Annotated in this window: 20 protein-coding genes; 4 read left to right on the forward strand and 16 right to left on the reverse strand. The window is 55.8% G+C overall.

All coding sequences use genetic code 11. The features are described from left to right. Positions 1–27: 27 nt before the first annotated feature. From dnaE to rpsB, 16 genes are all read right to left on the reverse strand, one after another. Complete coding sequence (gene dnaE, locus V8L71_RS06425; protein WP_336273563.1) at positions 28–3,534, reverse strand: DNA polymerase III subunit alpha; 3,507 nt, start codon at positions 3,532–3,534, stop codon at positions 28–30. Positions 3,535–3,572: 38 nt separating this feature from the next. After that, on the reverse strand, positions 3,573–4,205 hold the full coding sequence (gene rnhB, locus V8L71_RS06430) for a ribonuclease HII (RefSeq protein ID WP_336273564.1): 633 nt from the start codon (positions 4,203–4,205) through the stop codon (positions 3,573–3,575). After that, positions 4,195–5,367 (reverse strand): lipid-A-disaccharide synthase, encoded by a 1,173-nt coding sequence (gene lpxB / locus V8L71_RS06435; protein WP_336273617.1) that lies wholly within the window; start codon positions 5,365–5,367, stop codon positions 4,195–4,197. Before lpxB ends, rnhB begins: the two co-directional genes overlap by 11 nt. Positions 5,368–5,398: 31 nt before the next feature. Beyond that, positions 5,399–6,166, reverse strand: coding sequence for an acyl-ACP--UDP-N-acetylglucosamine O-acyltransferase (lpxA, locus tag V8L71_RS06440; RefSeq protein WP_336273565.1), 768 nt, complete (start codon positions 6,164–6,166; stop codon positions 5,399–5,401). Continuing rightward, complete coding sequence (gene fabZ, locus V8L71_RS06445; protein WP_008959868.1) at positions 6,163–6,606, reverse strand: 3-hydroxyacyl-ACP dehydratase FabZ; 444 nt, start codon at positions 6,604–6,606, stop codon at positions 6,163–6,165. Before fabZ ends, lpxA begins: the two co-directional genes overlap by 4 nt. Positions 6,607–6,761: 155 nt before the next feature. Continuing rightward, positions 6,762–7,799 carry a UDP-3-O-(3-hydroxymyristoyl)glucosamine N-acyltransferase gene (lpxD, locus tag V8L71_RS06450; RefSeq protein WP_336273566.1) on the reverse strand — a complete coding sequence of 346 codons (1,038 nt, stop codon included), beginning with the start codon at positions 7,797–7,799 and terminating at the stop codon, positions 6,762–6,764. A gap of 53 nt (positions 7,800–7,852) precedes the next feature. Further along, positions 7,853–8,353 (reverse strand): OmpH/Skp family outer membrane protein, encoded by a 501-nt coding sequence (locus V8L71_RS06455; protein WP_336273567.1) that lies wholly within the window; start codon positions 8,351–8,353, stop codon positions 7,853–7,855. 90 nt (positions 8,354–8,443) lie between these two features. After that, positions 8,444–10,795, reverse strand: a complete 2,352-nt coding sequence (gene bamA / locus V8L71_RS06460) for an outer membrane protein assembly factor BamA (RefSeq protein WP_431313165.1) — start codon at positions 10,793–10,795, stop codon at positions 8,444–8,446. A gap of 100 nt (positions 10,796–10,895) precedes the next feature. Beyond that, positions 10,896–12,254, reverse strand: coding sequence for an RIP metalloprotease RseP (rseP, locus tag V8L71_RS06465; RefSeq protein ID WP_336268881.1), 1,359 nt, complete (start codon positions 12,252–12,254; stop codon positions 10,896–10,898). A gap of 49 nt (positions 12,255–12,303) precedes the next feature. After that, positions 12,304–13,512: a 1-deoxy-D-xylulose-5-phosphate reductoisomerase gene (ispC, locus tag V8L71_RS06470; protein WP_336273568.1), complete on the reverse strand. Its 1,209-nt coding sequence runs from the start codon at positions 13,510–13,512 to the stop codon at positions 12,304–12,306. Next, positions 13,509–14,327: a phosphatidate cytidylyltransferase gene (locus V8L71_RS06475; protein WP_336273569.1), complete on the reverse strand. Its 819-nt coding sequence runs from the start codon at positions 14,325–14,327 to the stop codon at positions 13,509–13,511. Before V8L71_RS06475 ends, ispC begins: the two co-directional genes overlap by 4 nt. Beyond that, entirely contained in the window at positions 14,320–15,108 is a 789-nt protein-coding gene (gene uppS / locus V8L71_RS06480) for a polyprenyl diphosphate synthase (protein ID WP_336273570.1), read from the reverse strand. The genes V8L71_RS06475 and uppS overlap by 8 nt, the downstream gene beginning before the upstream one ends. Before the next feature lie 93 nt (positions 15,109–15,201). Continuing rightward, positions 15,202–15,759 (reverse strand): ribosome recycling factor, encoded by a 558-nt coding sequence (frr, locus tag V8L71_RS06485; protein WP_008959876.1) that lies wholly within the window; start codon positions 15,757–15,759, stop codon positions 15,202–15,204. A gap of 4 nt (positions 15,760–15,763) precedes the next feature. Then, positions 15,764–16,543, reverse strand: a complete 780-nt coding sequence (pyrH, locus tag V8L71_RS06490) for a UMP kinase (RefSeq protein ID WP_176302523.1) — start codon at positions 16,541–16,543, stop codon at positions 15,764–15,766. 178 nt (positions 16,544–16,721) lie between these two features. Further along, a complete protein-coding gene (tsf, locus tag V8L71_RS06495; protein WP_101147413.1) occupies positions 16,722–17,591 on the reverse strand; it encodes a translation elongation factor Ts in 870 nt (289 codons plus the stop codon). Positions 17,592–17,820: 229 nt separating this feature from the next. Then, entirely contained in the window at positions 17,821–18,570 is a 750-nt protein-coding gene (gene rpsB / locus V8L71_RS06500) for a 30S ribosomal protein S2 (protein ID WP_008959879.1), read from the reverse strand. Between the two features lie 346 nt (positions 18,571–18,916). Here rpsB and map point away from each other — a divergent pair, with 346 nt between their 5' ends. The 4 genes from map to V8L71_RS06520 all read left to right on the forward strand — a co-directional run bounded on the left by map (position 18,917) and on the right by V8L71_RS06520 (position 24,229). Then, positions 18,917–19,708, forward strand: a complete 792-nt coding sequence (gene map, locus V8L71_RS06505; protein ID WP_101147414.1) for a type I methionyl aminopeptidase — start codon at positions 18,917–18,919, stop codon at positions 19,706–19,708. Further along, complete coding sequence (locus V8L71_RS06510; protein WP_336273571.1) at positions 19,708–22,383, forward strand: [protein-PII] uridylyltransferase; 2,676 nt, start codon at positions 19,708–19,710, stop codon at positions 22,381–22,383. The genes map and V8L71_RS06510 overlap by 1 nt, the downstream gene beginning before the upstream one ends. A 273-nt stretch (positions 22,384–22,656) precedes the next feature. Further along, a complete protein-coding gene (gene dapC / locus V8L71_RS06515; protein WP_336273572.1) occupies positions 22,657–23,853 on the forward strand; it encodes a succinyldiaminopimelate transaminase in 1,197 nt (398 codons plus the stop codon). Between the two features lie 31 nt (positions 23,854–23,884). Next, on the forward strand, positions 23,885–24,229 hold the full coding sequence (locus V8L71_RS06520; RefSeq protein WP_336273573.1) for a Spx/MgsR family RNA polymerase-binding regulatory protein: 345 nt from the start codon (positions 23,885–23,887) through the stop codon (positions 24,227–24,229). Positions 24,230–24,264: the final 35 nt, after the last annotated feature.

Genomic DNA, 24,264 nt, shown 5'->3' on the forward strand with positions numbered 1-24,264 from the left:
TCGCCCGATTACCCGTTGGCGATACTTTTAACGATAACGTAGCTGCACGCCCGCCTGGCCTTGTACATCCCGCAGTGCCAGCAGTAAATCGTCGCTCGGCGCGACTTTCCACTCATCGGCGAGCTCCAACCACGCGACGGCTGCTGGATGGCGGTACTGCAGGCGTACCGGTAAGCCTTCCTGATCGCGATACGGCGTCAGGCTGTCACGCAGGGTTTCAATTAAGCGACCATTGATCTGCCCCGCGTCCAGTGCCAGTTCCACGGCTTGGCCGTAGCGAATACGCGCTGTCACCATGGGTGTAACATCTTTGCCACGCAGGCGCAGACCGCCGGAGAACTCATCGCTGGAAACCTCGCCCTCAACGATCAACACTTGATCGGCCTCAATCTGACCGCGTAACTGCTCAAAAAGCTCCCCAAACAGCGAGGCTTCAATACGCCCGGTGCGGTCGTCAAGGGTAATAAACGCCATGGTGTCGCCGCGCTTGGATTTCATGGTGCGCACGCCGACCACCAGACCGGCGACACGCTGGGGATCGCGGGAGGGCTTTAAATCACTGATCCGGGTAGACACAAAGCGCTTTAATTCCCGCTCGTACTCGTCGATCGGGTGGCCCGTTAGGTAAAGCCCCAGGGTGTCTTTCTCCCCAGAGAGACGCTCGCGATCAGTCCACTCTCGAGCGTTGATATATTCGGCGTAAACGTTGCTATCGCTGTCGTCAGCTTCAACGAAGGCGTCACCGAACATATCCAGCATACCCAGGTTTTGATTGGTATGGTTCTGGGCGGCGGCTTTCAGCGCATCTTCCATGGCAGCGAATAGCACCGCGCGATTGGGACCGATGGTATCCAGAGCGCCGGAGCGAATCAGTGCTTCCAGGGTGCGCTTATTCATCCGTTTAGGGTCCATGCGACGACAGAAGTCGAAGATATCCTTAAACGGACCGTCTGCCTCGCGAGCTTCAACAATGGCACCAATCGGTCCTTCGCCCACGCCACGAATCGCACCCAGGCCGTAAACCACTCGGGCATCGGTATCGACGGTAAACTTGTAACCGCCCACGTTAACATCCGGCGGCGTCACGGTGAGCTTGAGGTTGCGGCACTCCTCAATCAGCGGCACCACCTTATCCAGGTTGTCCATTTCGGTGGACATTACCGCGGCCATAAAGGGCCCCGGATAGTGGGCTTTTAGCCACGCCGTTTGGTAGGAAACCAAGGCGTAGGCGGCCGAGTGCGACTTGTTGAAGCCGTAACCGGCGAATTTTTCAACCAGGTCAAAGATGTTACCGGCAAGATCTTTATCGATACCGTTGGCGGCGCAACCTTCCATAAAGCCATCGCGCTGCTTGGCCATCTCTTCGGGCTTTTTCTTACCCATGGCACGGCGTAGCATATCGGCCTGGCCAAGGCTGTAGCCCGCCATGACCTGAGCGATCTGCATGACCTGCTCTTGGTAGAGAATGATGCCATAGGTAGGTGCCAACACTGGTTTCAACAGCTCGTGCTGGTAATCCGGGTGGGGATAAGAGACTTCGGCTCGGCCGTGCTTACGGTTGATAAAGTCATCCACCATGCCCGACTGCAGCGGGCCGGGGCGGAACAGCGCCACCAGGGCGATCATATCGTCTAGCGAGTCAGGCAGCAGGCGCTTGATTAACTCTTTCATGCCACGGGATTCGAGCTGAAACACCGCGGTGGTTTCAGCGCGTTTGAGCATCTCAAAGGTCGGCGCGTCGTCCAGCGGGATGCTGTCGATATTGAGCGGCCCCTGGTCATTGACGCTGCGCACCTTATCGACCATCTCCAGCGCCCAGTCGATAATCGTCAGCGTGCGTAGGCCCAGGAAGTCAAACTTAACCAGCCCCGCCTCTTCGATATCGTTTTTGTCGAATTGCACCACCAAGCCTGAACCGTCCTCGTCGCATAACAGCGGAGAGAAGTCCGTCAGTTTGGTCGGCGCAATGACCACGCCCCCGGCGTGCTTACCGGTCCCCCGGGTGGTGCCCTCGAGCTTTAGGGCCATCTCCCAGATTTCCTCAGCTTCTTCGTCGTTACCGATAAACTCTTTGAGCGCGGGTTCCTGCTCGATGGCTTTGGCCAGGGTCATGCCCACTTCAAAGGGGATCAGCTTGGAGAGCTTATCCCCCAGCGAGTAGGGCCGCCCCTGAGCGCGTGCAACATCACGCACCACGGCCTTGGCGGCCATGGTGCCAAACGTCACGATCTGAGATACCGCATTGCGTCCGTAACGCTCGGCCACGTACTCAATTACCTTATCGCGTTTCTCCATACAGAAATCGACGTCAAAGTCGGGCATGGAGACACGTTCCGGGTTCAGGAAGCGCTCGAAGAGAAGGTCATAGCCGATCGGGTCAAGGTCGGTGATCTTTTGCGCATAAGCCACCAGCGAGCCAGCACCTGAGCCGCGTCCAGGGCCTACAGGAACGCTGTTATCTTTTGCCCACTGGATAAAGTCCATTACGATCAAGAAGTAGCCAGGAAAACCCATCTGGATAATAACGTTAAGCTCAAACTCCAGCCGATCGCGGTATCGCTGGTCGATCGCCTTGTATTCATCGCTGTCGCGGGGATAGCGTTCAGCAGGGAAGAGAAAATCGAGTCGATCCGTCAGGCCATCGTGAGAGACCTTGCGGAAGAACTCATCCTGGGTCATGCCCTCAGGAATTTCGAATTCAGGTAGGAAAATCTCGCCCAGACGCACGTTCACGCTGCAGCGTTCTGCGATCATGACGCTGTTTTCCAGCGCTTCGGGAATATCCGCAAACAGCGCCGCCATCTCGTCGGGGCTTTTTAGGTACTGCTCTTCGGTGTAGCGGCGTTCACGGCGTGGGTCATCCAGCGCTTTACCTTCGCCGATGGCGACGCGGGTTTCGTGGGCCCAGTAATCGTCGCGCTCTAAAAAGCGAACGTCGTTGGTCGCCACCACCGGTGTGCCTGTCTCAATGGCCAGCTTGACGCTGGCGTGAACGCAGGCCTCTTCCAATGGGCGCCCAGTGCGCACTAGCTCTAAATAAAAACGTTCGGGAAACGCAGCCTGCCACTCTTCGAGCAGCTGACGCGCTTCAGGCTCATGATCAGAGAGCAGGTGCCGGCCAATCTCACCCTCACGCGCACCGGAAAGCGCTATCAGCCCTTCGCTCTGCTCTAATACCCACTGCTTATCGAGAATGGCCCGCCCCTGGCGCTGGCCATAGGTCCAGCCTTTAGAGATCAGCTCGGTAAGGTTGCGATAGCCAACGTCATTTATGGCCAGCAGCGTTAGCCGATAGGGGTGAGACTCGTCATGAGGGTTTTGCAGCCATAAATCGCTGCCGATGATCGGCTTCAACCCCGCCCCCTGGGCGGCTTTGTAGAATTTAACCAAACCAAACAGGTTAGTTTCATCCGTCAGCGCCAGCGCTGGCATCGACCGCTCAGCAGTAGTGCTGACCAGCGATTTGAGTTTAACCAAGCCGTCGACCAGGGAGTATTCACTGTGCAAACGTAAATGAACGAACGGGACCGTCATGAGACTCTCAGAAATACGCTAGATGAAGAAGAAATACGTTAAAGCAGCGCCAACTGACGCTGCACCGGCGCAAAACTACGACGATGTTCGGCCAGTGCCCCGTGAGCTGCAAGCGCCGTCAGGTGCTCTTTGGTCGGGTAGCCTTTATGGCGCGCAAAACCATACTCAGGATAGCACTCATCCAAGGCAACCATTTGGGCATCCCGGGCAACCTTGGCCAGAATCGAGGCGGCGGCGATGGCCGCGTGGCGCGCATCGCCCTTCACCACGGCCTGCCCAGGCAGCAGATGGCCAGGTAATTTATTGCCATCGACAAGTAGATATTCCGCCGCCGGTGCCAGTGCATCAATGGCTCGACGCATGGCCAAGTGGGTGGCGTGGTAAATATTCAGCTCATCCACTTCGGCGGCGCTGGCTTCTGCCACAGCAAAGGCTAACGCTCGCTCGCGAATCTGACTGTCGAACGCTTCACGCTTGCGCGCAGTGAGCTTTTTGGAGTCGCTGAGACCTTCAATCGGATTAGCAGGATCAAGAATTACCGCGGCGGCTACCACGCTGCCGATCAGCGGCCCACGTCCTACCTCATCCACTCCTGCCAGACGCTCACCACTGTAGGTAATTTCTAGCGGTTGAAAATCCTTGTGCTCAATTAACCAATGCTCAATGGCCATCAACAGTCTCCAGTGGCTGACCTGCTACTAGCTGGCTGATCGCCTCGGCGGCGCGCCGACTGGCGTTGCGCTGTAGCGTAGCGTGCATCTCGGCAAAACGTGCTTCCAACGCATGGCGGCTTGCCTCATCTGACAGCATGGCACTGAGCTGGTCGGCAATCGCATCGGGTGAGGCGGCCTCTTGAATCAGTTCCGGCACCAGCGTCTCCTGAGCGATCAGATTGGGCAGCGACACCCACTGAGTTTTCACCATTCGCTTGGCTAGCCAATGCGTCATTGGTGCCATCTTGTAGGCCACCAGCATGCTGCGATGGCACAACATGGCTTCCAACGCGGCGGTACCCGAGGCCAGCAGCACGATATCGCTGGCTACCATCGCTTCACGGGCTTGTCCATTGAGCAGCGTGACGCGCTGAGCCAGCAATGGGTAGTGCGTCAACAATTCGCTAATTTCACGATGACGATCCACCGTCGCGGCAGGAACCACCACGCGCAGCGCTGGGTGGCGCTGGCAGAGCAGTTCGGCGGCGGCAAGAAAGGTATCGCCCAAAAACCGAATTTCATTGGCCCGAGAGCCTGGCAACAGCGCCAACACCTGGCTATCAGGCGCCAGCTCCAGCGCTTGGCGGGTGGCAACACGGTCATTTTCCAGCGGCATTTCGTCGGCCAGAGGGTGACCCACAAAGGCGACGGGGACACGGTGTTCGCGATAGAAGGCGGCTTCAAAAGGCAGCAGTGTCAGCATGCCGTCTACCGACTTGGCAATACCTTTTACCCGCCCCTGTCGCCACGCCCATACGGAAGGGCTCACGTAGTGGGCGGTCGTCATGCCCGCTTCACGGAGCTGGCGCTCCAGGCCTAAATTGAAATCAGGGGCATCGATACCGAGCATGATATCTGGCTGCCAGGCCAAGGCTTCGGCTTTCAGGGTTCGACGCACACGGATCAGTTCTGGGAGGTGCTTGAGCACTTCAACCAGCCCCATTACCGCGAGGGTCTCTAAAGGAAAGCGGCTCTCCATGCCTTCTGCCTGCATGCGCGGCCCACCAATACCGCGAAACTCGACATCTGGATGACGTGCTTTGAGTTCACGCATCAGCCCAGCGCCAAGAATATCGCCGGAGAGCTCTCCGGCCACGAGGTAGACGCGGTGCAGGGTCATCATTGCAAGATCACAGACGATGTAGCATGGGTTAGCGGGTAATGCCGCGGGTCGAACGCTCAATAGAGGCGGCAAAATGCTCGACTTCAGGCAGTTCAAAGCGGCTGCGCATTTCAACTAGCGCCTGCTCTGTCGTCAGCCCCTGACGATAGACCATTTTATACGCGGAGGTTAATGCACTAATCGCTTCGCGGCTAAAGCCACGCCGTTTCAAGCCCACCAGATTGAGACCACGTGCTTCTGCAGGATTGCCATTAATCATAATGTACGCGGGCGTGTCTTTGGTGATGATCGAACCGCCACCGGCCATGGCGTGATCGCCAAAGTGGCAGAACTGGTGCACTGCCGCCAAACCACCCAAAATGACATGATCGCCAACGGTGACATGACCCGCCAAGGTGACCTGGTTGGCCAAAATGCAGTCGTTACCGATCACGCAGTCATGCCCGACATGCACGTAGGCCATCAACAAATTGCGCGAACCAATAGTCGTTTCGCTGCGATCCTGAACGGTACCACGATGGATCGTGGCGCCTTCACGAATCACATTATCATCGCCCATGACTAACCGCGTCGGCTCGCCTGCGTATTTCTTGTCCTGGCAGTCTTCGCCTACCGAGGCAAACTGAAAAATACGCGTACGCTCGCCTAACGTGGTGGGGCCTTTCACCACCACATGCGGGCCAATCACCGAGCCAGCGCCGATAGTGACGTCTGGCCCGATGATGCTAAAAGGGCCTACCTCAACATCGTCAGCAAGACGCGCCGTCGGGTCGACAAGTGCAGTAGGATGTATCAAGCCACCTTCCTCTCGGCACAAATAATTTCTGCTTCGCAAGCCAATTCGCCATCCACCGTGGCTCGGCATGCGAACTTCCAAATACCCCGCTTGCCTTTGATAACGTCAGCTTCGAGCGTGAGCTTGTCACCCGGCATGACAGGACGCTTAAAGCGCACGTTATCACTGCCTACCAGATAATAAACGTAACCATCAGCAGGCAGTTTATTAACCGTTTTAAAACCGAGAATGCCACATACCTGAGCAAGGGCTTCGAGCACTAATACACCGGGCATAATCGGGTGATGGGGGAAATGGCCGTTGAAGAACGGTTCATTAATGCTGACGTTTTTGTACGCAACGATGGATTCGCCGGTGGTTAATTGCGTTACTCGATCCACCAACAAAAAGGGGTAACGGTGGGGCAAGTACTCGCGAATTTCATTAATATCCATAACCATCGTAGCGACCTCTAAAATGACAAAAAACCTGGAACTCATGAAGAGCTTCAGGCAAATATCAGCACGCCTGCTGATTAAAAGGCTGAGAATTATACCCCACTGCTACTTAGCCTCAAGCCAGCAGTGGTAAAACGCACAGCGACGACCCAAAGCGCTTACTCATTGCGCTGTTTTTTTTCCAGCCTCGCTAGACGTTTAGCGATGTCATCAAGCTGTTTAAATCGAACTGCGTTTTTACGCCATTGGGTGTTGGCCATGGCGCCGGTACCAGAGGAGTAGACCCCTGGTTCATGGATTGAGTTCGTGACTAAACTCATCCCCGTCACTTGAACACCATCGCAGATGGTCAGGTGCCCTGAGAGACCCACGCCACCCCCTAGCATACAGTGTTTACCTACCTTGGTAGAGCCCGCGATTCCCACACAGCCAGCTAAGGCACTATGATCACCAATGGTCACGTTATGAGCAATTTGCACCTGACTATCGATTTTGACGTCATTGCCAATCACCGTATCACCCAGCGCACCACGGTCGATGCTCGAACAACTGCCAACCTCAACGTCATTTCCCAGGACAACGCCACCCAACTGGGCAATCTTATGCCAGCCTGCGCCATCGTGGGCAAAACCAAACCCGTCGCCACCGATGACACAACCGCTTTGTAAGATGCCGCGTTTACCCACCACCACACCATGGCAAAGCGTGACATTGGCGTGCAAGCGCGTTTCTTCGCCGATAATGCTGTCAGCGCCTACCACGCTGCCAGCCCCGATCACCACGCGATCACCCAGTACCACACCTGCTTCAATCACAGCATGGGCTTGAATGGAGACATCGGCACCTAACTGAGCGTCTTCCGCCACTACTGCCGTGGGATGTACCCCCATAATGTCGCGAGCGGGTAAGGGATCAAACAACTGCGATAGTTTGGCGTAACCCAAATAAGGGTTATCAATCTCAAGACGCGGTACAGGGCAGTGTTTGCCATGCTCAGGGTGCAGAAGCACCGCCGCCGCTTTCGTCGTCGCCAAATCTTTCAAATAGGCGCGATTGGCTAGAAAGGCCACTTGGTCCGGCTGGGCCTCTTTTAGCGTCGCCAAGCCGCGTATCGGCTGCTGGGCATTACCGCTAACGGCGATGCCCAATTGGCGCGCAATGTCTGCGAGGGTAAGGTGATGAGAAGCGTGCGTCATGGGAGCCCAGAGAAGCGTTGGTGTGGCTAGGCCACATCAATTATCGTTTAAAATTAGTTCAAGGTATCAAAAATCTGGGTGACTTCGTTGGTCACGTTAGGTAGGTCAACCCCTGAGTGCAGTACGCCCTGAGGCTCGACCAGCACATCAATACCGTGGCGCTCGAGCACCTGCGCAACCGCCTGCTCCAGCTTCGGTTCAGCACCTTCTAAAAACTGCTGTTCAGAGCGTTGCTGGGCCTGCATGACTTCCTGGCGCAGCTGTTCAAAGCGGCTGCCCTTTTGCTGTAGCTCGCTAATCAGTGATTCACGCTGGGACTGCGCCATGGTTTCGCCTTCGTTCTGCAAACGCTCTTGCAGCTGCTGTAACTCATTACCCAGGTTCTGCGCTTCGCGCTGTTGATTGCCAATCTGCCCTTCCAGGCTGCTCATTGATGCCTGTGCAGATTGGGTATTCATCAGCGCTGCTCGCCAATCCAACACCGCGACTTCTGCAGCGTGAGCGGGCAAGATCATCGCGCCCAACAGGCATACCACCGCTGTTAGTCTACGCATCTTGTTATCTCCTTAGGTCACGCTAGCGCGTACCGCCATGGCACGCGGTCTAGCAATATTAGAACGACGGCTCTTTTGAACAATTGCCTCTTAGAACGTTTGCCCTAATGAGAACTGGAAGAACTGAGTATCGTCACCGCTTTCATCGTTCAGTGGTTCGGCAACGCTAAAGGTCAACGGGCCGACCGGCGTCAACCAGGATAGACCGATACCGGCGCTGTAGCGCAAATCACCTAAATCTACCCCAGAGTTACACTGCTGCCGGCCAGCATCTTCCTCAAGCACATCGTAGCAGGAGCTCAGGAAGGTATTCCCCGCATCCAGGAACAGCGTAGGCTGTACCGAGCGCTGGTTCTCGACGAACGGCATCGGGAAGAGGACTTCGGCACTGCCTTCGATGGAAACATTACCCCCTAGGGTGCGATCACGACCGCCTTCGGTTGCCGGTGTTGTGCGCTGACCAAGCGTATTCGAGGTGAAACCACGCACTGAGCCAAGGCCGCCTGCGTAAAAGTTTTCATAGAAGGGGAAGGGTTCGTTGCCGCCCAGCGTATCGGCATAGCCGACATTGCCGGTAAATTTGAACGCCCAGGTTTCATCATTATTAATCGGAAACAGCTGTTGAGCGCGCGCGCGCAGCTTGTAGTACTCCGAATCACTGCCCGGCACGCCGGTTTCCAGCGACAGGCGCTGATAGCTGCCATCGGTAGGCATAATACCGCGGTTAAGATTATTGCGTGTCCAGCTGGCGGTCAGCTTCAGGCTTTGCGCATCTTCGCCCTGATCTTCCACGTAGCGACGAATTTCTGAGGCCGTGTCGAAGTAGGTTTTCACCGTTAGGTCTTCAACGCTGGCCCCAAAGTTAAGCCGCGACAGCTCACTGACGGGATAACCAAAGTTGATACCAGCACCGTAAGCATCGGTTGAGAATGTCGATATATCAGAATTGGCATAGTCGGTTTCGCGATAGAACAGATTATAACCGCGCGATATGCCATCCAGCGTCCAGTAAGGGTCGGTGAAGCCAAAGTTCACGCTAGTAAAAGTGTCGCTGCGCTGAGCGCCTACGTTGACGCGATTACCCGTGCCTAAGAAGTTATTTTGTGACAAACCAACGCCATAAATAACGCCGGCACTTTGCGAGAAACCGACACTGGCCGAGATGGAGCCGGAAGGCTGCTCTTCCACGTTGTAGGTGACATCCAGCAGGTCGGGCTGCCCCGGTACGGGCTGAGTGTCGACTTCCACCTGGCTGAAGAAACCAAGGCGCTCTAGACGTTGACGCGACTGGGTAATGGACTCCGTGGAGGCAGGCGCCCCCTCCAGCTGAATCATTTCCCGACGCAGTACTTCATCCTGTGTCGTGGTATTGCCGTAGAACTCGATGCGGCGAACATAGGCCCGCTGGCCGGGATTAACGGCAATGACCAAATCGACGGTTTCACCGTCATCGGCCATTTCAGGGACACCCTGTACATCGGCAAAGGCAAAGCCCTCGGCGCCTAAACGCTGGCGCAATGCTTCTGTGGAGGCGTTCACCTCTCCGCGAGAGAAAATATCACCACTGCTGATTTCCAGCAGATTACGAGCTTCGTTCTCGCTGATTTGAAGGTCGCCAGCGAAACGAATATCGCCCACGCGATACTGGTTGCCTTCATCAATATTCAGGGTGATAAAGATTTCTGACTTTTCAGGGCCGATAGAGACTTGCGTAGAAGTAACATCAAAGTTGACGTAGCCACGGTCAAGATAGAACGAGCGTAGGCGTTCGATATCACCAGAGAGCGCTTCTCGGGAGTACTCATCTTTCGAGAACCAGCCGAAGATACGGCCAGGGCGGTCGTTTAGCTCGAACACTTCACGCAGGGTTTCATCGTCGAAATCCTGGTTACCGACGATATTGATCTGGCGGATCTTGGCGACTTCACCTTCATTGATATCGATGCTGACCTGGACCCGGCCCTCATCAATCTCTTCCACCTCAACATTAATGCCAGCGCTGTAGCGACCCTGAGCCTGATACACGCCCTCAAGCTCGCGCTCAATCTCGTCAAGGGTAGAGAGTTGCAGTACCTGACCTTCCGACAGGCCCGACTCACGCAGGCCGTTGCGCAGGTCTTCGTCCGAAATCTGGTCGTTGCCTTCGATGTTCAAGCGCGCGATGGTTGGCCGCTCGACGACCTGAATAACCAGCACATCTCCTTCGCGTGCCAACGCAACGTCGTCAAACAGCCCCGTTTCAAATAGGTCACGTGCTGCCGCGGCTAATTGCTGCTCGCTGACGCGCTCATTGGCACTCACCGGAAATGCATTGAAGACCGAGGCGGCGGACACCCGCTGTAGTCCTTCCACTCGAATGTCTGAAACATCAAAGGATTGTGCTTGGGCGCCGCTGGCGCCTGCCAGCAAGAGTGCCGCCATTCCAAGGGTCTTGATTTTCATGCAGTCAATTCGCTCGCGTTGGTCTGCCGATCATTCCAGAAAGGCACCATATACATTTGTGCAGGCAGATGACAAGGCATCTTGCGCGCTACACGCGTCATTACCACAGGCGCATCAGATCAAAATAGAGGGCCATCAACATTAGGGTACCGACCATGGCAAGCCCAATGCGCAATCCTACGGCTTGAGTTTTTTCAGATACTGGCCGTCCACGTACGACCTCCATAAAATAATAAAGCAAGTGGCCACCATCGAGCACGGGGATAGGTAATAGGTTAAGCACCCCAAGGCTGATAGAAAGATACGCTAGAAAGCCGACAAACGCTTCCATCCCAGCACGTGCCGAATCGCCAGACACCTGCGCGATGGTAATCGGCCCCGATAAATTAGAAGGCGAAATAAGCCCGACCAACATTTTTCGTATAGCGTCGACGGTGAGTAGTGTCATCTCACCGGTGCGTGAAAGCGCTTGGCCTAACGCTTCGATGGGCCCATAACGTATTTCACGCTGAAACTCTGCCGGCCACTCAACCTGCTGAGCTCCAGCACCGATATAGCCAATCTCAACCCCTGTATCCAAGTTGTTACGCCCGGGAGTGAGGCCAACGGTTGATTGCTCGCCGTCTCGCTCGTAGGTAAGTTGCAGCGTTTCACCAGGACTACCCCGGACGATATTAACGAAATGCATCCAATCATCGACTGGTTCACCGTTAATCGCCACCATTGTGTCGCCCGCCACCAGGCCCGCCTGCTCAGCGGCCTCACCACTCACCACTTGACCCAAAATAGCCGGAAACTCAGGCTGCCAAGGCGTTATACCGAGCGTTTGTAGTGGCTGTGGCGGATCCTGACGAACCAAGTAATCAGTGACTGGCAGGGTATAGCGCTGCGCACCTGACGAATTTTCAGGCCGCACGGCGATAGCTAAATCGCCACTGAAGCCAATAATCGACACCAGCTTTAGGTTAACATCTTCCCAAGAGCGCATCTCATCGCCTTGAATGGCGATAATTTCATCACCCTGCACAAGCCCTGCCTCTTCGGCAGGTGAATCAGGTGCAACGCTCCCCACCATCGGCGAAACCACCGTGGTACCCGCGACAAACAGCGCCCAGTAAGCGACGATAGCGAGGAGAAAATTAGCGATCGGGCCTGCCGCTACAATAGCAATGCGCTGCCACACTGTCTTGCGATTAAACGCTTGGTCGAGCTGATCGTCCGGCACCGGCGCTTCGCGCTCATCAAGCATTTTGACATAGCCGCCGAGAGGAATCGCGGCAATCGCATATTCAGTGCCCTGACGGTCAACCCGTGACCATAACGGCTTGCCAAAGCCGACTGAAAAACGCAGCACCTTAACCCCGCAGCGACGCGCCACCCAAAAGTGGCCGAACTCATGAAAGGTGACTAACAGGCCCAGCACCACAATAACCGCTAAAATATTCTGTATCAGGCCCACACTGGACTCCTTTAACGCCCCACTCTACAATGCCCAGCTCAGCAAATGCTTAAGCGGACCACCTTGCCACCAACTCTTGCGCTTGCTGTCGCGCCCACTGATCGGTGGCTAATACGCTTTCAAGGCTGTCTACATGGCCATGAATGGGCCGCGATAGGACGTCAGCCACTAGTTGCCCAATCGCCATAAAACCGAGCCGACGCTGCAGAAAGGCGTCGACCGCGACTTCATTAGCAGCGTTTAATACGACAGGCGCCATACCACCCTGCTGCATGGCGTCACGTGCAAGCCCCAAACAGGGAAAGCGCGTTTCATCAGGTGCTTCAAAATCGAGCCTTGCCACCTGAAAAAGATCCAGTGTTTCGACTCCGGCGTCAATACGCTCAGGCCACGCAAGCCCGTAGGCGATCGGCGTGCGCATATCTGGATTACCTAATTGGGCAATCACCGAACCATCCTGATACGCCGCCATGGAGTGAATCACGCTTTGTGGGTGCACCACCACCTGGATCTGCTCAGGGGTTGCATCAAATAGCCAACAGGCTTCAATAAGCTCCAGCCCTTTATTCATCAGCGTGGCGCTATCCACCGAAATCTTACGGCCCATTGACCAGTTAGGATGAGCGCAAGCTTGCTCAGGCGTCACGTTATTAATATCAGCCTGGCTCCAGGTACGAAACGGCCCCCCAGAGGCCGTTAGCATCAGTTGACTAATGCCGTGGCGCGCCAAGCCGCCGCGATGCTCCGCAGGTAGACACTGGTAAATGGCATTATGTTCGGAATCAATTGGTAATAGTGTTGCCCCCGAACGCGAAACAGCGTCCATAAATAGTGCGCCGCTCATTACTAGCGCTTCTTTATTGGCCAGCAGCACGCGTTTGCCCGCTTCGGCAGCGGCTAGTGCGGGCAGCAATCCTGCAGCACCTACGATAGCCGCCATTACACAGTCAACGTCAGCATCCCGGGCGACATTACAAAGCGCTTCAGGCCCAGCGTTTACCTCGGTTGGTTGGCCAACACGCTTGAGCTCTTGGCGCAGCCAAGCGGCATCGACTTCGCCATCCAGCACGGCGACGGCTGGCCGATACGTTAAACACTGGGCGAGCAGGGCCTCTTTGGAGGTGTGCGCAGTCAGGGCATGAACGACATAGCGGTCGGGATGACGGCCTATCACATCCAGCGTGCTGGTACCGATGGAGCCTGTCGACCCAAGTACCGTTATACGTTGCAAAGACGCTTGATGCGATTGCTGACTCATAAGGGCTGCACCCGAACAAGCACTTCGATATAGAACAGTGCAAACAGTGGGATCGCCGCTGTCAGGCTGTCAATTCGATCCAACACCCCGCCGTGACCGGGTAGCAATTGACTGGAATCTTTAATATTACGGTGGCGCTTGAGCATGCTTTCCAGCAGATCACCCAGCACAGACGTCAACGTCACCACCGCGGTCACCAAGATGAGGGTGAGGCTACCGACCATATTCAGTGATAGCCCGAGCGCAAAGAGAAACGCCAGAATAGCGGTTGCTGCCAACCCGCCCAACACGCCTTCCCATGATTTTCCAGGGCTCACATGAGGGGCCAGTTTACGCCTGCCCCAGTGGCGCCCTACAAAATAGGCGCCAATATCCGCACACCAGACCAACAGCAGTACAAACAGCAGCCAAACACTGCCGCTCTCGCGCAGAATGTTAAAGCCCACCCAGCAGGGCAACAGTACCCACAGGCCCATCGCCAAACGCCGTACGGTGGTTTGCCACTGCTGGCCTAAAGCGGGGTAGCGGGTTACCCAGTAGAGATTCAGTAGCCAGCCTGCAGCGGCCAGCCAAAGCGGCCATATCGACGTGGCCTCCCCCGTCAGCCACATGACCAGCATCAACCCCGCCATTGCGGCCACTAACAGAGCGCGCTGAGCCGTGCGTGTAACGCCCGCCAGGTTGGCCCATTCCCAGGTACCGAGTAGCACAATAAGCGCTGTGAACAACGCATAAGCGCCGCCGTCTAATCCAAACAGGCCAACCAGCACCAAGGGTGCTAACCAGGCTGCGGTGATAATCCGCTGTTTAAGCACCTTGCGCCTCTATTTGTTCGTCCGTCATACCAAAGCGGCGGCGACGCTGACAAAAGTCATTTAATGCGGCATCAAACGCCTCTGCGCCGAAATCGGGCCATAGCAGCGGGGAAAAGTGCAGTTCGGCATAGGCCAACTGCCACAGCATATAGTTGGATAACCGCTGCTCGCCGCTGGTACGAATACACAGATCCACCGGCGGCACATCATCACCCCCTATCGCTTTATCGAAGCGGGTTTCATCAATGGCGGCGGGGTCCAACTCCCCTGCGGCCACCTGTTCGGCTAAGCTGCGCGCCGCCCGGGCGATATCCCACTGACCACCATAGTTAGCCGCAATCACCAAATGCATGCCCGTGTTATGCGCAGTTAACACTTCAGCACGCTGAATATGCTTTTGTATCGCATGGGAGAAACCACGCTGTTCACCAATAATCGAGAGGCGAACATTGCGCTCGTTGAGCTTTTTGACTTCACGCTTGAGCGCCATCAAAAACAGCTCCATCAAGGCATTAACTTCTGCGGCGGGGCGCTTCCAGTTTTCGCTGGAGAAGGCAAACAGACTCAGCGTTTTCACCTCGCGCTCGGCGGCCCGCTGTATCACTGCACGCACCGTTTCTACCCCCGCGCGGTGCCCACGTACGCCTGAAAGCCCACGCGCGCGCGCCCAGCGATTATTGCCATCCATAATGATAGCAACGTGTGCCGGCGGCGCCTCCCCGGCCTGAGAAAGTGCACCGGTCTCGTCCTGCTGTTCTTCAGGAAACTGCGGTGACGTCATGGTTTCTCGCACCAAAGATCAGTCATAAAAAAACCAGCCAGAGTGTGGCAAAACGGGCAGCATAAGCTGCCCGTGGCTGCATAAAACACAGGTTTATACCTGCATCAAATCCTGCTCTTTTGCAGTCAGCGCTTTATCGATCTCAGCGATATATTTGTCGGTCAGCTTTTGGATGGCGTCTTCGCCTTCACGCTGATCATCTTCGGTAATGTCTTTATCTTTCAATAACGACTTAAAATCACCGTTGGCATCACGACGTACATTGCGCACCGCAACGCGAGCATTTTCGGCTTCGCTACGTGCTTGCTTAATGTAACCTTTGCGGGTTTCTTCGGTTAGCATCGGCATCGGCACCCGAATCACCGTACCGGCGCTGGCCGGGTTCAAGCCAAGGTCAGAGGTCATGATGGCCTTTTCAATTTTCGGCACCATGCCCTGCTCCCACGGCACAATACTCAGCGTGCGAGCATCTTCAACGTTAACCGACGCCACTTGGCTAAGCGGCACCTGGCTGCCGTAATACTCCACCGTAACGGCGTCTAAAATACTCGGGTGAGCACGGCCGGTACGAATCTTGTTGAAGTTACTATTCAGCGCCTCAACGCTTTTTTTCATGCGCGATTCGGCATCTTTCTTAATATCGTTAATCACGTCATTAACCTCTGTATATCAGCGTGCCTTCCTTGCCCCCTACAACCATATTCAGTAGAGCACCAGGCTTATTCATATCAAATACCCGCACCGGCATATTATGGTCACGTACCAGGCAGATTGCGGTCAAATCCATCACGCCCAACTTTTGATCCAAGGCGTCATCGTAAGAGAGCTGGTCATACTTCACAGCATCTGGGTGTTTTACCGGGTCTTTATTGTAGACGCCATCCACTTTGGTCGCTTTAATGACCACATCTGCGTCCACTTCAATGCCGCGTAAGCAAGCAGCCGAATCGGTGGTGAAGAAGGGATTACCCGTCCCTGCAGAGAACAGCACTACGTCCCCGGAGGTTAAATAACGAATAGCGGTTCGGCGGTCATAATGCTCTACCACACCGCTCATCGGGATAGCAGACATCACCCGCGAACGGATATTAGAGCGCTCTAAGGCGTCGCGCATAGCCAACGCGTTCATCACGGTGGCTAACATGCCCATGTGGTCACCCGTGACGCGATCCATACCGGCTTCATTGAGCGCCGCGCCGCGGAACAAGTTACCACCGCCAATCACGATACCGACTTGCACCCCAATGCCGACTAGCTGACCTATTTCCAGCGCCATGCGGTCAAGCACCTTGGGGTCAATCCCAAAATCGTGTTCACCCATCAACGCTTCGCCAGAAAGCTTGAGCAAAATACGTTTGTATTTTGACTTCGAACTCTCAGCAGTGCCTTTGCTGGGTGCTACGTGGGGGGTAGGCTCTTGAACATCACGTGACATGGCATCTCTCCTGAGGCAGACCTGAACACAGGCAGGCGGTGCAGCCCCTATGTATAAAACTGATAACGTATAAAACCGATAAAAAAGAGCCGGTCATACTAGCATCAATTATACAGAGGCCGGATACGCGAAGGCGTGCGCTCGCGCGCACGCCATCTTCTTTCTGAAACCTCTGACCTCAGCGACGGCCAGCCTGTTCCATAACTTCTTTAGCAAAGTCGACTTCTTCTTTCTCGATGCCTTCGCCAACTTCAAAGCGCGTAAAGCCAACCACTTCGCCGCCTGCCGCTTTGACGAACTCAGCAACGGTTTGGTTCGGGTCTTTAACAAACGGCTGTTCGGTTAGGCTGTTTTCCGCCAGGTACTTTTTCAAGCGACCCTGGACCATTTTCTCAGCGATCTGCTCCGGTTTACCGGCCATATCCGGCTGCGCCAGAATAATCGCTTTTTCCTGATCCAGCTGCTCTTGGGGCATGTCGGCAGGATGGGCAACCGCAGGATTGATCGCAGCTACGTGCATCGCAACGTCTTTAGCGACTTGCGAAGTGCCACCAGTCAGCACGGTTAGAACGCCAATGCGGCCACCGTGGACGTATTCACCCACTAAGCCACCGTCAGCAGCGTTAACAACGACGGCACGACGCACGCCAATGTTTTCACCGATTTTCTGAACCAACTGCTCGCGTGCTGTTTCAAGCTCGCCCGCCATGACGGCTGCAACATCTTCGCTTTTCGCAGTAAAGAAAGCACCGGCGATCTTGTCGGCAAACGCGATGAAATTGTCATCACGAGCAACAAAGTCAGTCTCGGAGTTGATTTCGACCATTACGCCGTAGCTACCATCTTCCGCTACACGCGTTACCACAACACCTTCGGCGGCGATGCGGTCGGCTTTCTTAGCCGCTTTTAGGCCTGAGCTTTTGCGCAGGTTTTCAATCGCAACTTCGATATCACCGTCGGTTTCGGTGAGTGCTTTTTTACACTCCATCATGCCGAGACCGGTACGTTCGCGAAGTTCCTTGACCTGAGAGGCGCTGATAGCTGCCATGAGAATTCACCTCTGAAATGGTTCTATGAGAGTTAAACGCAACACAGAGTATAGGCATGATAAATGACCATCATATATCACACTGCCCTATGTCTCTCTGAATTGCGGGGCCGGTAATGAGTGCCGGCAAATTCGTCCGCTCAGACAGTTCATCTGTCGCGGGAAAAAGGGGGCATAGCCCCCTTTTATCTTGATGCGGCACACCTGCTTACCGCACCCACTGCTGCGATTACTCGGCGGCAGTGTTGTCTTCAGCTGCAGCGGCCTCTTCGGTCACTTCAACAAACTCTTGTGCGTTGCCTTCTTTGGCACGACCACACGCATCCGCAATCGCTTTAACGTAGATCTGGATAGCGCGGATGGAGTCATCGTTGCCTGGGATTACGTAATCAACGCCATCGGGGTTGGAGTTAGTATCCACCACGCCGATAACCGGGATACCCAGTTTGTTGGCTTCGTTGATCGCGATGCGCTCGTGGTCAACGTCGATAACGAACAGTGCGTCCGGCAGGCCGCCCATGTTCTTGATACCGCCGATAGAACGCTCAAGCTTTTCTTGCTCGCGAGTTGCTACCAGGACTTCTTTCTTGGTCAGTTTCTCGAACGTGCCGTCTTCGCGCATGGTTTCAAGATCGCGCAGACGCTTAATCGACTGACGGATGGTCTTGAAGTTAGTCAACATGCCGCCCAACCAGCGATGGTTGACGAAGTGCTGACCGGCACGGTTCGCTTCTTCTTTAATTACCTTGCTAGCGCTGCGCTTGGTGCCAACAAACAAAATTTTGTTGTTGGATGCCGCCATCTTCTCGACCACATCGATCGCTTCATTCAGCGCAGGAAGAGTGTGCTCAAGGTTGATGATGTGAATCTTGTTGCGCGCGCCGAAGATAAACTTGCTCATCTTCGGGTTCCAGTACTTGGTCTGGTGACCAAAGTGAGCGCCTGCTTTCAGCAGGTCACGCATATTAACGTGAGACATGGTAAAACTCCTCAAACTCGGGTTAGGCCTCCACGCACCCCATGGATCCGACCGTTGACCGCGTTAAACGCTGCCAGCGGCACCCGGGACCATGTGCCGGTGCATGTGTGTTTTTAAGGCTTGATGTTTTTAGTGATCAAACAAGCAGTTGCTCTTTAATGAGCATGCTGCGGATTCATCGCCCTACCCTACTGCCGCCTTTCCCAGCTAAGAAGCTTGGAATCACGATTGCAGGAAAGCGCGCGGCTTTATACCATAGATCATTGCCAAGATGAAGTCGCACCCCGTTTGACGGTCTTAAATTGCGCCATTCAATTTTTCCATTCTGAATCCATATCGAGTATTCATGAACGTTCCTATCAAGACGCCTTCTGAAATCGAACACATGCGCGAAGCCGGGCGCCAAGCGGCTAGCGTTATCGAAATGATCACCCCTCATGTCCAGGCAGGGGTCAGCACGGGGGAAATCGACCGTCTTTGTCACGACTATATCGTTAACGAACTGGGGTCGGCCCCGGCACCGCTGAACTACCACGGTTTTCCCAAGGCAACCTGCACCTCTATTAACCATGTGGTGTGCCATGGCATTCCCGATGACGCCAAGAAGCTCAAGAACGGCGACATCATGAACCTGGACATCACCGTCAAGACCAAGGATGGCTACCACGGCGACTCCAGCGTGATGTTCGTGGTGGGCGAGACTATCCAGGGCGAACGGCTGTGCCGCATCACCCAGGAGTGCCTGTATAAGAGCATTGAACTGGTGAAGCCTGGCGTACGTCTTTCCGAACTGGCTCGAGTGATTCAAAAGCATGCCGAAGAGCACGGCTACTCGGTGGTGCGCGACTTCTGCGGACACGGTATCGGCGCTGATTTCCATGAGGAGCCGCAGTTTTTGCACTACGACGGCTACGCGCCGGACGCCGATATCAAGCTTGCTGCCGGCATGTGCTTCACCATCGAACCGATGATTAATGTCGGTGACTATAAAACCAAGGTACTGCGCGATGGCTGGACCGCCGTCACTAAGGATCGCAGCCTCTCCGCCCAGTGGGAACACACGCTGCTGGTCACTGAATCTGGTGTTGAAGTGCTGACCGCGCGTCGCGACGAAGACTTCAGTTTTTTGACCAACTGATGCTTCTTCACCACTACCGGTTTGAACCGGACACCTCGCTTTACGATTTAGACCTGTTTCGCACCGAGCTTGCAGGTTCTCGCTCCCCGGTCGCCCCGTTCAAGGCCGCGCTGCGTGAACTACAAGCACGCTTCGATGACCAGTTTCGCGCCGGAGCGGATATTCGCGATCTCGTTCGTGGTCGCGCCTGGTACCTAGATCAGCTATTGGCCATTGCCTGGTCGCAACACGAGTGGCCCGATGACGGCATCGCGTTGGTCGCAGTCGGCGGTTATGGTCGGGGCGAACTGCACCCGCACTCCGACATTGATCTGCTGCTGTTGCTGGAGCAGGACGACGACACCGCTTATCGTGAACCGCTTACCGCCTTTATCACGTTTTTGTGGGATATTGGCCTGGAGATTGGTCACAGCGTGCGCTCGCTCAACGATTGCGAACGGGAAGCCGAAGCGGACGTGACCGTGATTACCAACCTGCTTGAATCACGTTTGATCGCGGGACCGGAGGCATTGCGTGAGGCGATGCGTGAGCGCCTCAGCGCCGAGCACATTTGGCCCGCCGACCGCTTCTTTGAGGCCAAGTGGCAGGAGCAGATTGCTCGTCACTACCGCTACAACAACTCCGAATACCACCTGGAGCCCAACCTCAAAAGCTCCCCCGGTGGGTTGCGCGATATTCAGATGATCGGCTGGGTAGCCAAACGCCACTTTGGCACCGAACAGTACACCGACATCGTCGCTAACGGCTTTATGAATGACGCCGAACTGCGCATTTTGAGCCAGGGACAGGCGTTTTTATGGCAAGTGCGCTACGCCCTGCATATGCTCACCGACCGCGCCGAAGACCGCCTGCTATTTGACCATCAGCGCACGATTGCCGAGATGTTCGGCTTCCGCGACACGCCCGAACGCCTGGCTGTCGAGCAATTCATGAAGCGCTACTACCGCCATGTGACTGCGCTGGCGGGCCTCAACGACATGCTGCTGCAGCACTTTGACGAAGTCATCCTGCGCGGCAAAGAGGCACTGGAAACCGTCAAGCTGAATGAGCGTTTCGAGACCAAAGGCGGCTATATTCAGGTTCGCTCGCGCAACCTGTTCCGCGAGCGACCGGCAGCGATGCTAGAGCTGTTTCTGTTGATGGCCAAGCACCCCGAAATTGAAGGGGTCCGCGCCGATACCATCCGACTGATCCGCGATCATCGCCACCAGATTGACGACCACTACCGGGAAGACCCGCGCCACCAGCGGCTGTTTATGGCCATTATGCGCGCCCCTGGCAACGTACCGCGCCAGCTTCGCCGCATGAACCGCTACGGCATTTTGGGCAAGTACTTGCCCGAGTTTGGCCGTGCCGTGGGGCTGATGCAGCACGACCTGTTTCATATCTATACCGTCGATGCCCACACGCTGCGGCTGCTCAAGTTTCTGCACGGTTTCCGTAAACCGGAAGCGAAAGGCGACTTCCCAGTAGCGGCAGCGCTGATGCAGCAGCTTCCCAAACTAGATCTACTGTGGATTGCCGGGCTATTTCACGATATCGGCAAAGGACGTGGCGGCGACCACTCGGAAATTGGCGCCCGGGACGTGGAACAGTTCTGCCAGCGGCATCACGTCTCGCCTCACGACACGAACTTGGTCAGCTGGCTGGTGGAGCACCACCTGCTGATGTCAATGACAGCGCAAAAGCGCGATATTAGTGACCCCGATGTGATTCGCGATTTTGCGCTGGTGGTGCGTAATGAAACCCGCCTGGACTATCTGTACGTGCTCACCGTGGCCGATATCAACGCGACTAACCCGACCCTGTGGAACGGCTGGCGAGCATCGCTGCTGCGCCAACTGCATGCCGAGACCAAGCGCGCCCTGCGCCGTGGCTTGAATAATCCGCCCGACCGTGACGACTGGGTGCGGGAAACGCGCACCGAAGCACGCTCGCTGCTGCAAACCATTGGCGTTAACCGGCAACAAATCGACCAGCTTTGGGAATCGCTAGGGGAGGATTACTTTCTGCAGTACGCGCCCAGCGAAATCGTTTGGCAGAGTCAAGGCATTCTCAATCACAACCAGTCGCCGCTGCCGTTGGTGCTGATCAGTGCGCCGACGGCGGATATGTCCGAAGGTGGCACCAAGGTATTTATCCATACCCGCTCGGTGGATGACCTGTTCGCCGCAACGGCGGCCGCCATGGAGCAGTTGGGCCTTTCGATCCATGATGCCCGCATCGCCACCTCCCATAACGACTGGACGCTGAACACTTTTATTGTGCTAGACAGCCACGGCCAGCCCATCCGTGACCCGGGCCACATTGAAGAGATGCGCCAGCATCTGGTGGAAGAGCTTGATGACCCGGACGACTATCCAGATATCGTCACCCGCCACACGCCGCGTCAGCTCAAGCATTTCAAGGTACCCACGGAAGTGTTGATTGAGCAGGATCCGGCCAATGAGCGCACCATGCTGGAGCTAACGGCCCCCGACCGCCCCGGCCTGCTGGCTCGGGTCGGGCGTATCTTTATGGAGCAGGATATCTCGCTTTCGGCGGCCAAAATCGCCACCCTCGGCGAGCGGGTAGAAGACGTCTTTTTCATCACCACCAAAGCAGGCGAACCGCTGACCGACCCCGAGCGCCAGCAGCAGTTGCGTGAACGCTTGATTGAAGTGTTGGGGGTTTAAGGTAATTCACCGCACCCCGAGGCTGCCACAGAGATTGAACTGCCCAGCCTCGGGGCCGAGGGTAGGTTTCCGCGAGGGCGCTGTGAACCCGTCCATGGGCGCTACTTTCGCCATCCATGGCGAAAGACCCTCGCTTCAACCTACCCTCCATCTCGTCTATCGAGCGCCTTTAAAAGCATTCATTGCAAGATCACAACCTCGTTAGGTTTGAGCCTGAACCGGGGCTTGCCTATAATCGTCGCCTTACGCCAGCCAGCCACTAACGGACACATCATGAACGCCGATCTCGACGCCCTGCATCCCTACCCGTTTGAAAAGCTGGCGGCGCTAAAGGCGACGCTCACCCCGCCCACCGAGCTCGCCCATATACCGCTGACCATTGGCGAACCACAGCACGCGCCCTACCCAGCAGCGCTTGATGCCCTAGTAGCGCACCAATTGGAAATGGCCCGCTACCCGGCCACCAACGGCCTGCCAGCGCTTCGTGAAGCCATCGCTAACTGGGCAACGCAGCGCTTTCAGCTACGCGACCTCGACAGCGAACAGCATGTCGTTCCGGTCAACGGCACTCGGGAAGCAATTTTTGCCTTTGTGCAGGCAGCCCTGGATCGCACGCGCCCGGCAAAAGTTGCGGTACCCAATCCGTTTTATCAGATTTACGAAGGCGCGACGCTGCTGGCAGGCGGTGAACCGCTCTACTTAGACTGCACCGCTGAGAACAATTTTCGGCCTGACTTTAGTGCGGTGCCTGCCGCTACGTGGCGTGAGGTGCAGATGGTGTTTATCTGTTCACCGGGCAACCCCACCGGGGCTGTCACGCCCATTGAGGAGTTCAAGCAACTCATTGCACTGGCCGATGAGTACGATTTCATCATCGCCTCAGACGAGTGCTATTCGGAACTTTATCTGGACGAGACCGCGCCACCACCCGGCCTATTACAAGCCTGCGCCGAACTGGGCCGTAACGATTATCGGCGTTGCGTAGTATTTCACTCGCTCTCCAAACGCTCTAACTTGCCCGGCCTGCGCTCGGGTTTTGTGGCAGGCGATGCAGCTCTGCTAACCCCCTTCAAGCGCTACCGCACCTACCACGGCTGCGCTATGTCGATACCCATCCAGCACGCGTCTATTGCTGCCTGGCAGGATGAGCAGCACGTGCGCGCTAACCGCGACGCCTACCGGGAAAAATTTAGCGCGGTGACCGATGTGCTTGCGCCTGTCATGAGCTTCCCAGCACCTCAAGCCAGTTTCTATCTCTGGCCCGCAGTACCCGGCGGCGATGACATCGCTTTCACCCAGCGCCTATTTGCCGAGCAGCATGTCAGCGTACTGCCCGGCAGCTTAATGGGCCGCACGGGGACAAACGGCATTAACCCTGGCGCAGGACGTGTGCGATTAGCGCTGGTAGCCGAATTGGCGCCTACGCTGGAAGCGGCGCAGCGTATCCGTCATCTTATTGAGCGCGGTTAACCGCGATAACGCTTTAGTTCATGGAGGCTGTATGCTGACGCTCTATATTATTAATACCTGCGACACCTGCCGTAAGGCGCGAAAAGCCTTGGAAGGCAAAGGTATTGCGTTCAAGACCTACGACCTGCGCAAAGATGGCCTTTCGGCGGGTCTGCTTGAGCATATTTTAGAACGCGTACCGCTTGCCGATGTCGTCAACAAACGTAGCAAAACCTGGCGCGACCTCCCTCAAGAAGAGAAAGATGCCTTTGATACGTCAGCTCGCCAGATGCTGGTGAAACATCCCACGCTACTGAAGCGACCGCTACTAGAAGTAGACGACTCAACCATTCTGGTTGGCTACCGCGACGGCGATTACGACAAGCTGAGCAGTTAGTCGCTAGCCGCACTCATTCTTCATTCTCCACTATT

The sequence above is a fragment of the Vreelandella indica genome (genome assembly GCF_037070225.1).
GTDB lineage: Bacteria > Pseudomonadota > Gammaproteobacteria > Pseudomonadales > Halomonadaceae > Vreelandella > Vreelandella arctica.

Bases quoted from the DNA above. Each gene is read 5' to 3' on its own strand.
- lpxD (WP_336273566.1), bottom strand. From the start codon at position 7,799: ATGACGCACGCTTCTCATCACCTTACCCTCGCAGACATTGCGCGCCAA.
- lpxB (WP_336273617.1), bottom strand. From the start codon at position 5,367: ATGACCCTGCACCGCGTCTACCTCGTGGCCGGAGAGCTCTCCGGCGAT.
- bamA (WP_431313165.1), bottom strand. From the start codon at position 10,795: ATGAAAATCAAGACCCTTGGAATGGCGGCACTCTTGCTGGCAGGCGCC.
- V8L71_RS06510 (WP_336273571.1), top strand. From the start codon at position 19,708: ATGCTTCTTCACCACTACCGGTTTGAACCGGACACCTCGCTTTACGAT.
- rpsB (WP_008959879.1), bottom strand. From the start codon at position 18,570: ATGTCTCACGTTAATATGCGTGACCTGCTGAAAGCAGGCGCTCACTTT.
- tsf (WP_101147413.1), bottom strand. From the start codon at position 17,591: ATGGCAGCTATCAGCGCCTCTCAGGTCAAGGAACTTCGCGAACGTACC.
- rnhB (WP_336273564.1), bottom strand. From the start codon at position 4,205: ATGGCCATTGAGCATTGGTTAATTGAGCACAAGGATTTTCAACCGCTA.
- dapC (WP_336273572.1), top strand. From the start codon at position 22,657: ATGAACGCCGATCTCGACGCCCTGCATCCCTACCCGTTTGAAAAGCTG.
- dnaE (WP_336273563.1), bottom strand. From the start codon at position 3,534: ATGACGGTCCCGTTCGTTCATTTACGTTTGCACAGTGAATACTCCCTG.
- ispC (WP_336273568.1), bottom strand. From the start codon at position 13,512: ATGAGTCAGCAATCGCATCAAGCGTCTTTGCAACGTATAACGGTACTT.
- uppS (WP_336273570.1), bottom strand. From the start codon at position 15,108: ATGACGTCACCGCAGTTTCCTGAAGAACAGCAGGACGAGACCGGTGCA.
- map (WP_101147414.1), top strand. From the start codon at position 18,917: ATGAACGTTCCTATCAAGACGCCTTCTGAAATCGAACACATGCGCGAA.
- V8L71_RS06520 (WP_336273573.1), top strand. From the start codon at position 23,885: ATGCTGACGCTCTATATTATTAATACCTGCGACACCTGCCGTAAGGCG.
- V8L71_RS06455 (WP_336273567.1), bottom strand. From the start codon at position 8,353: ATGCGTAGACTAACAGCGGTGGTATGCCTGTTGGGCGCGATGATCTTG.
- pyrH (WP_176302523.1), bottom strand. From the start codon at position 16,543: ATGTCACGTGATGTTCAAGAGCCTACCCCCCACGTAGCACCCAGCAAA.
- fabZ (WP_008959868.1), bottom strand. From the start codon at position 6,606: ATGGTTATGGATATTAATGAAATTCGCGAGTACTTGCCCCACCGTTAC.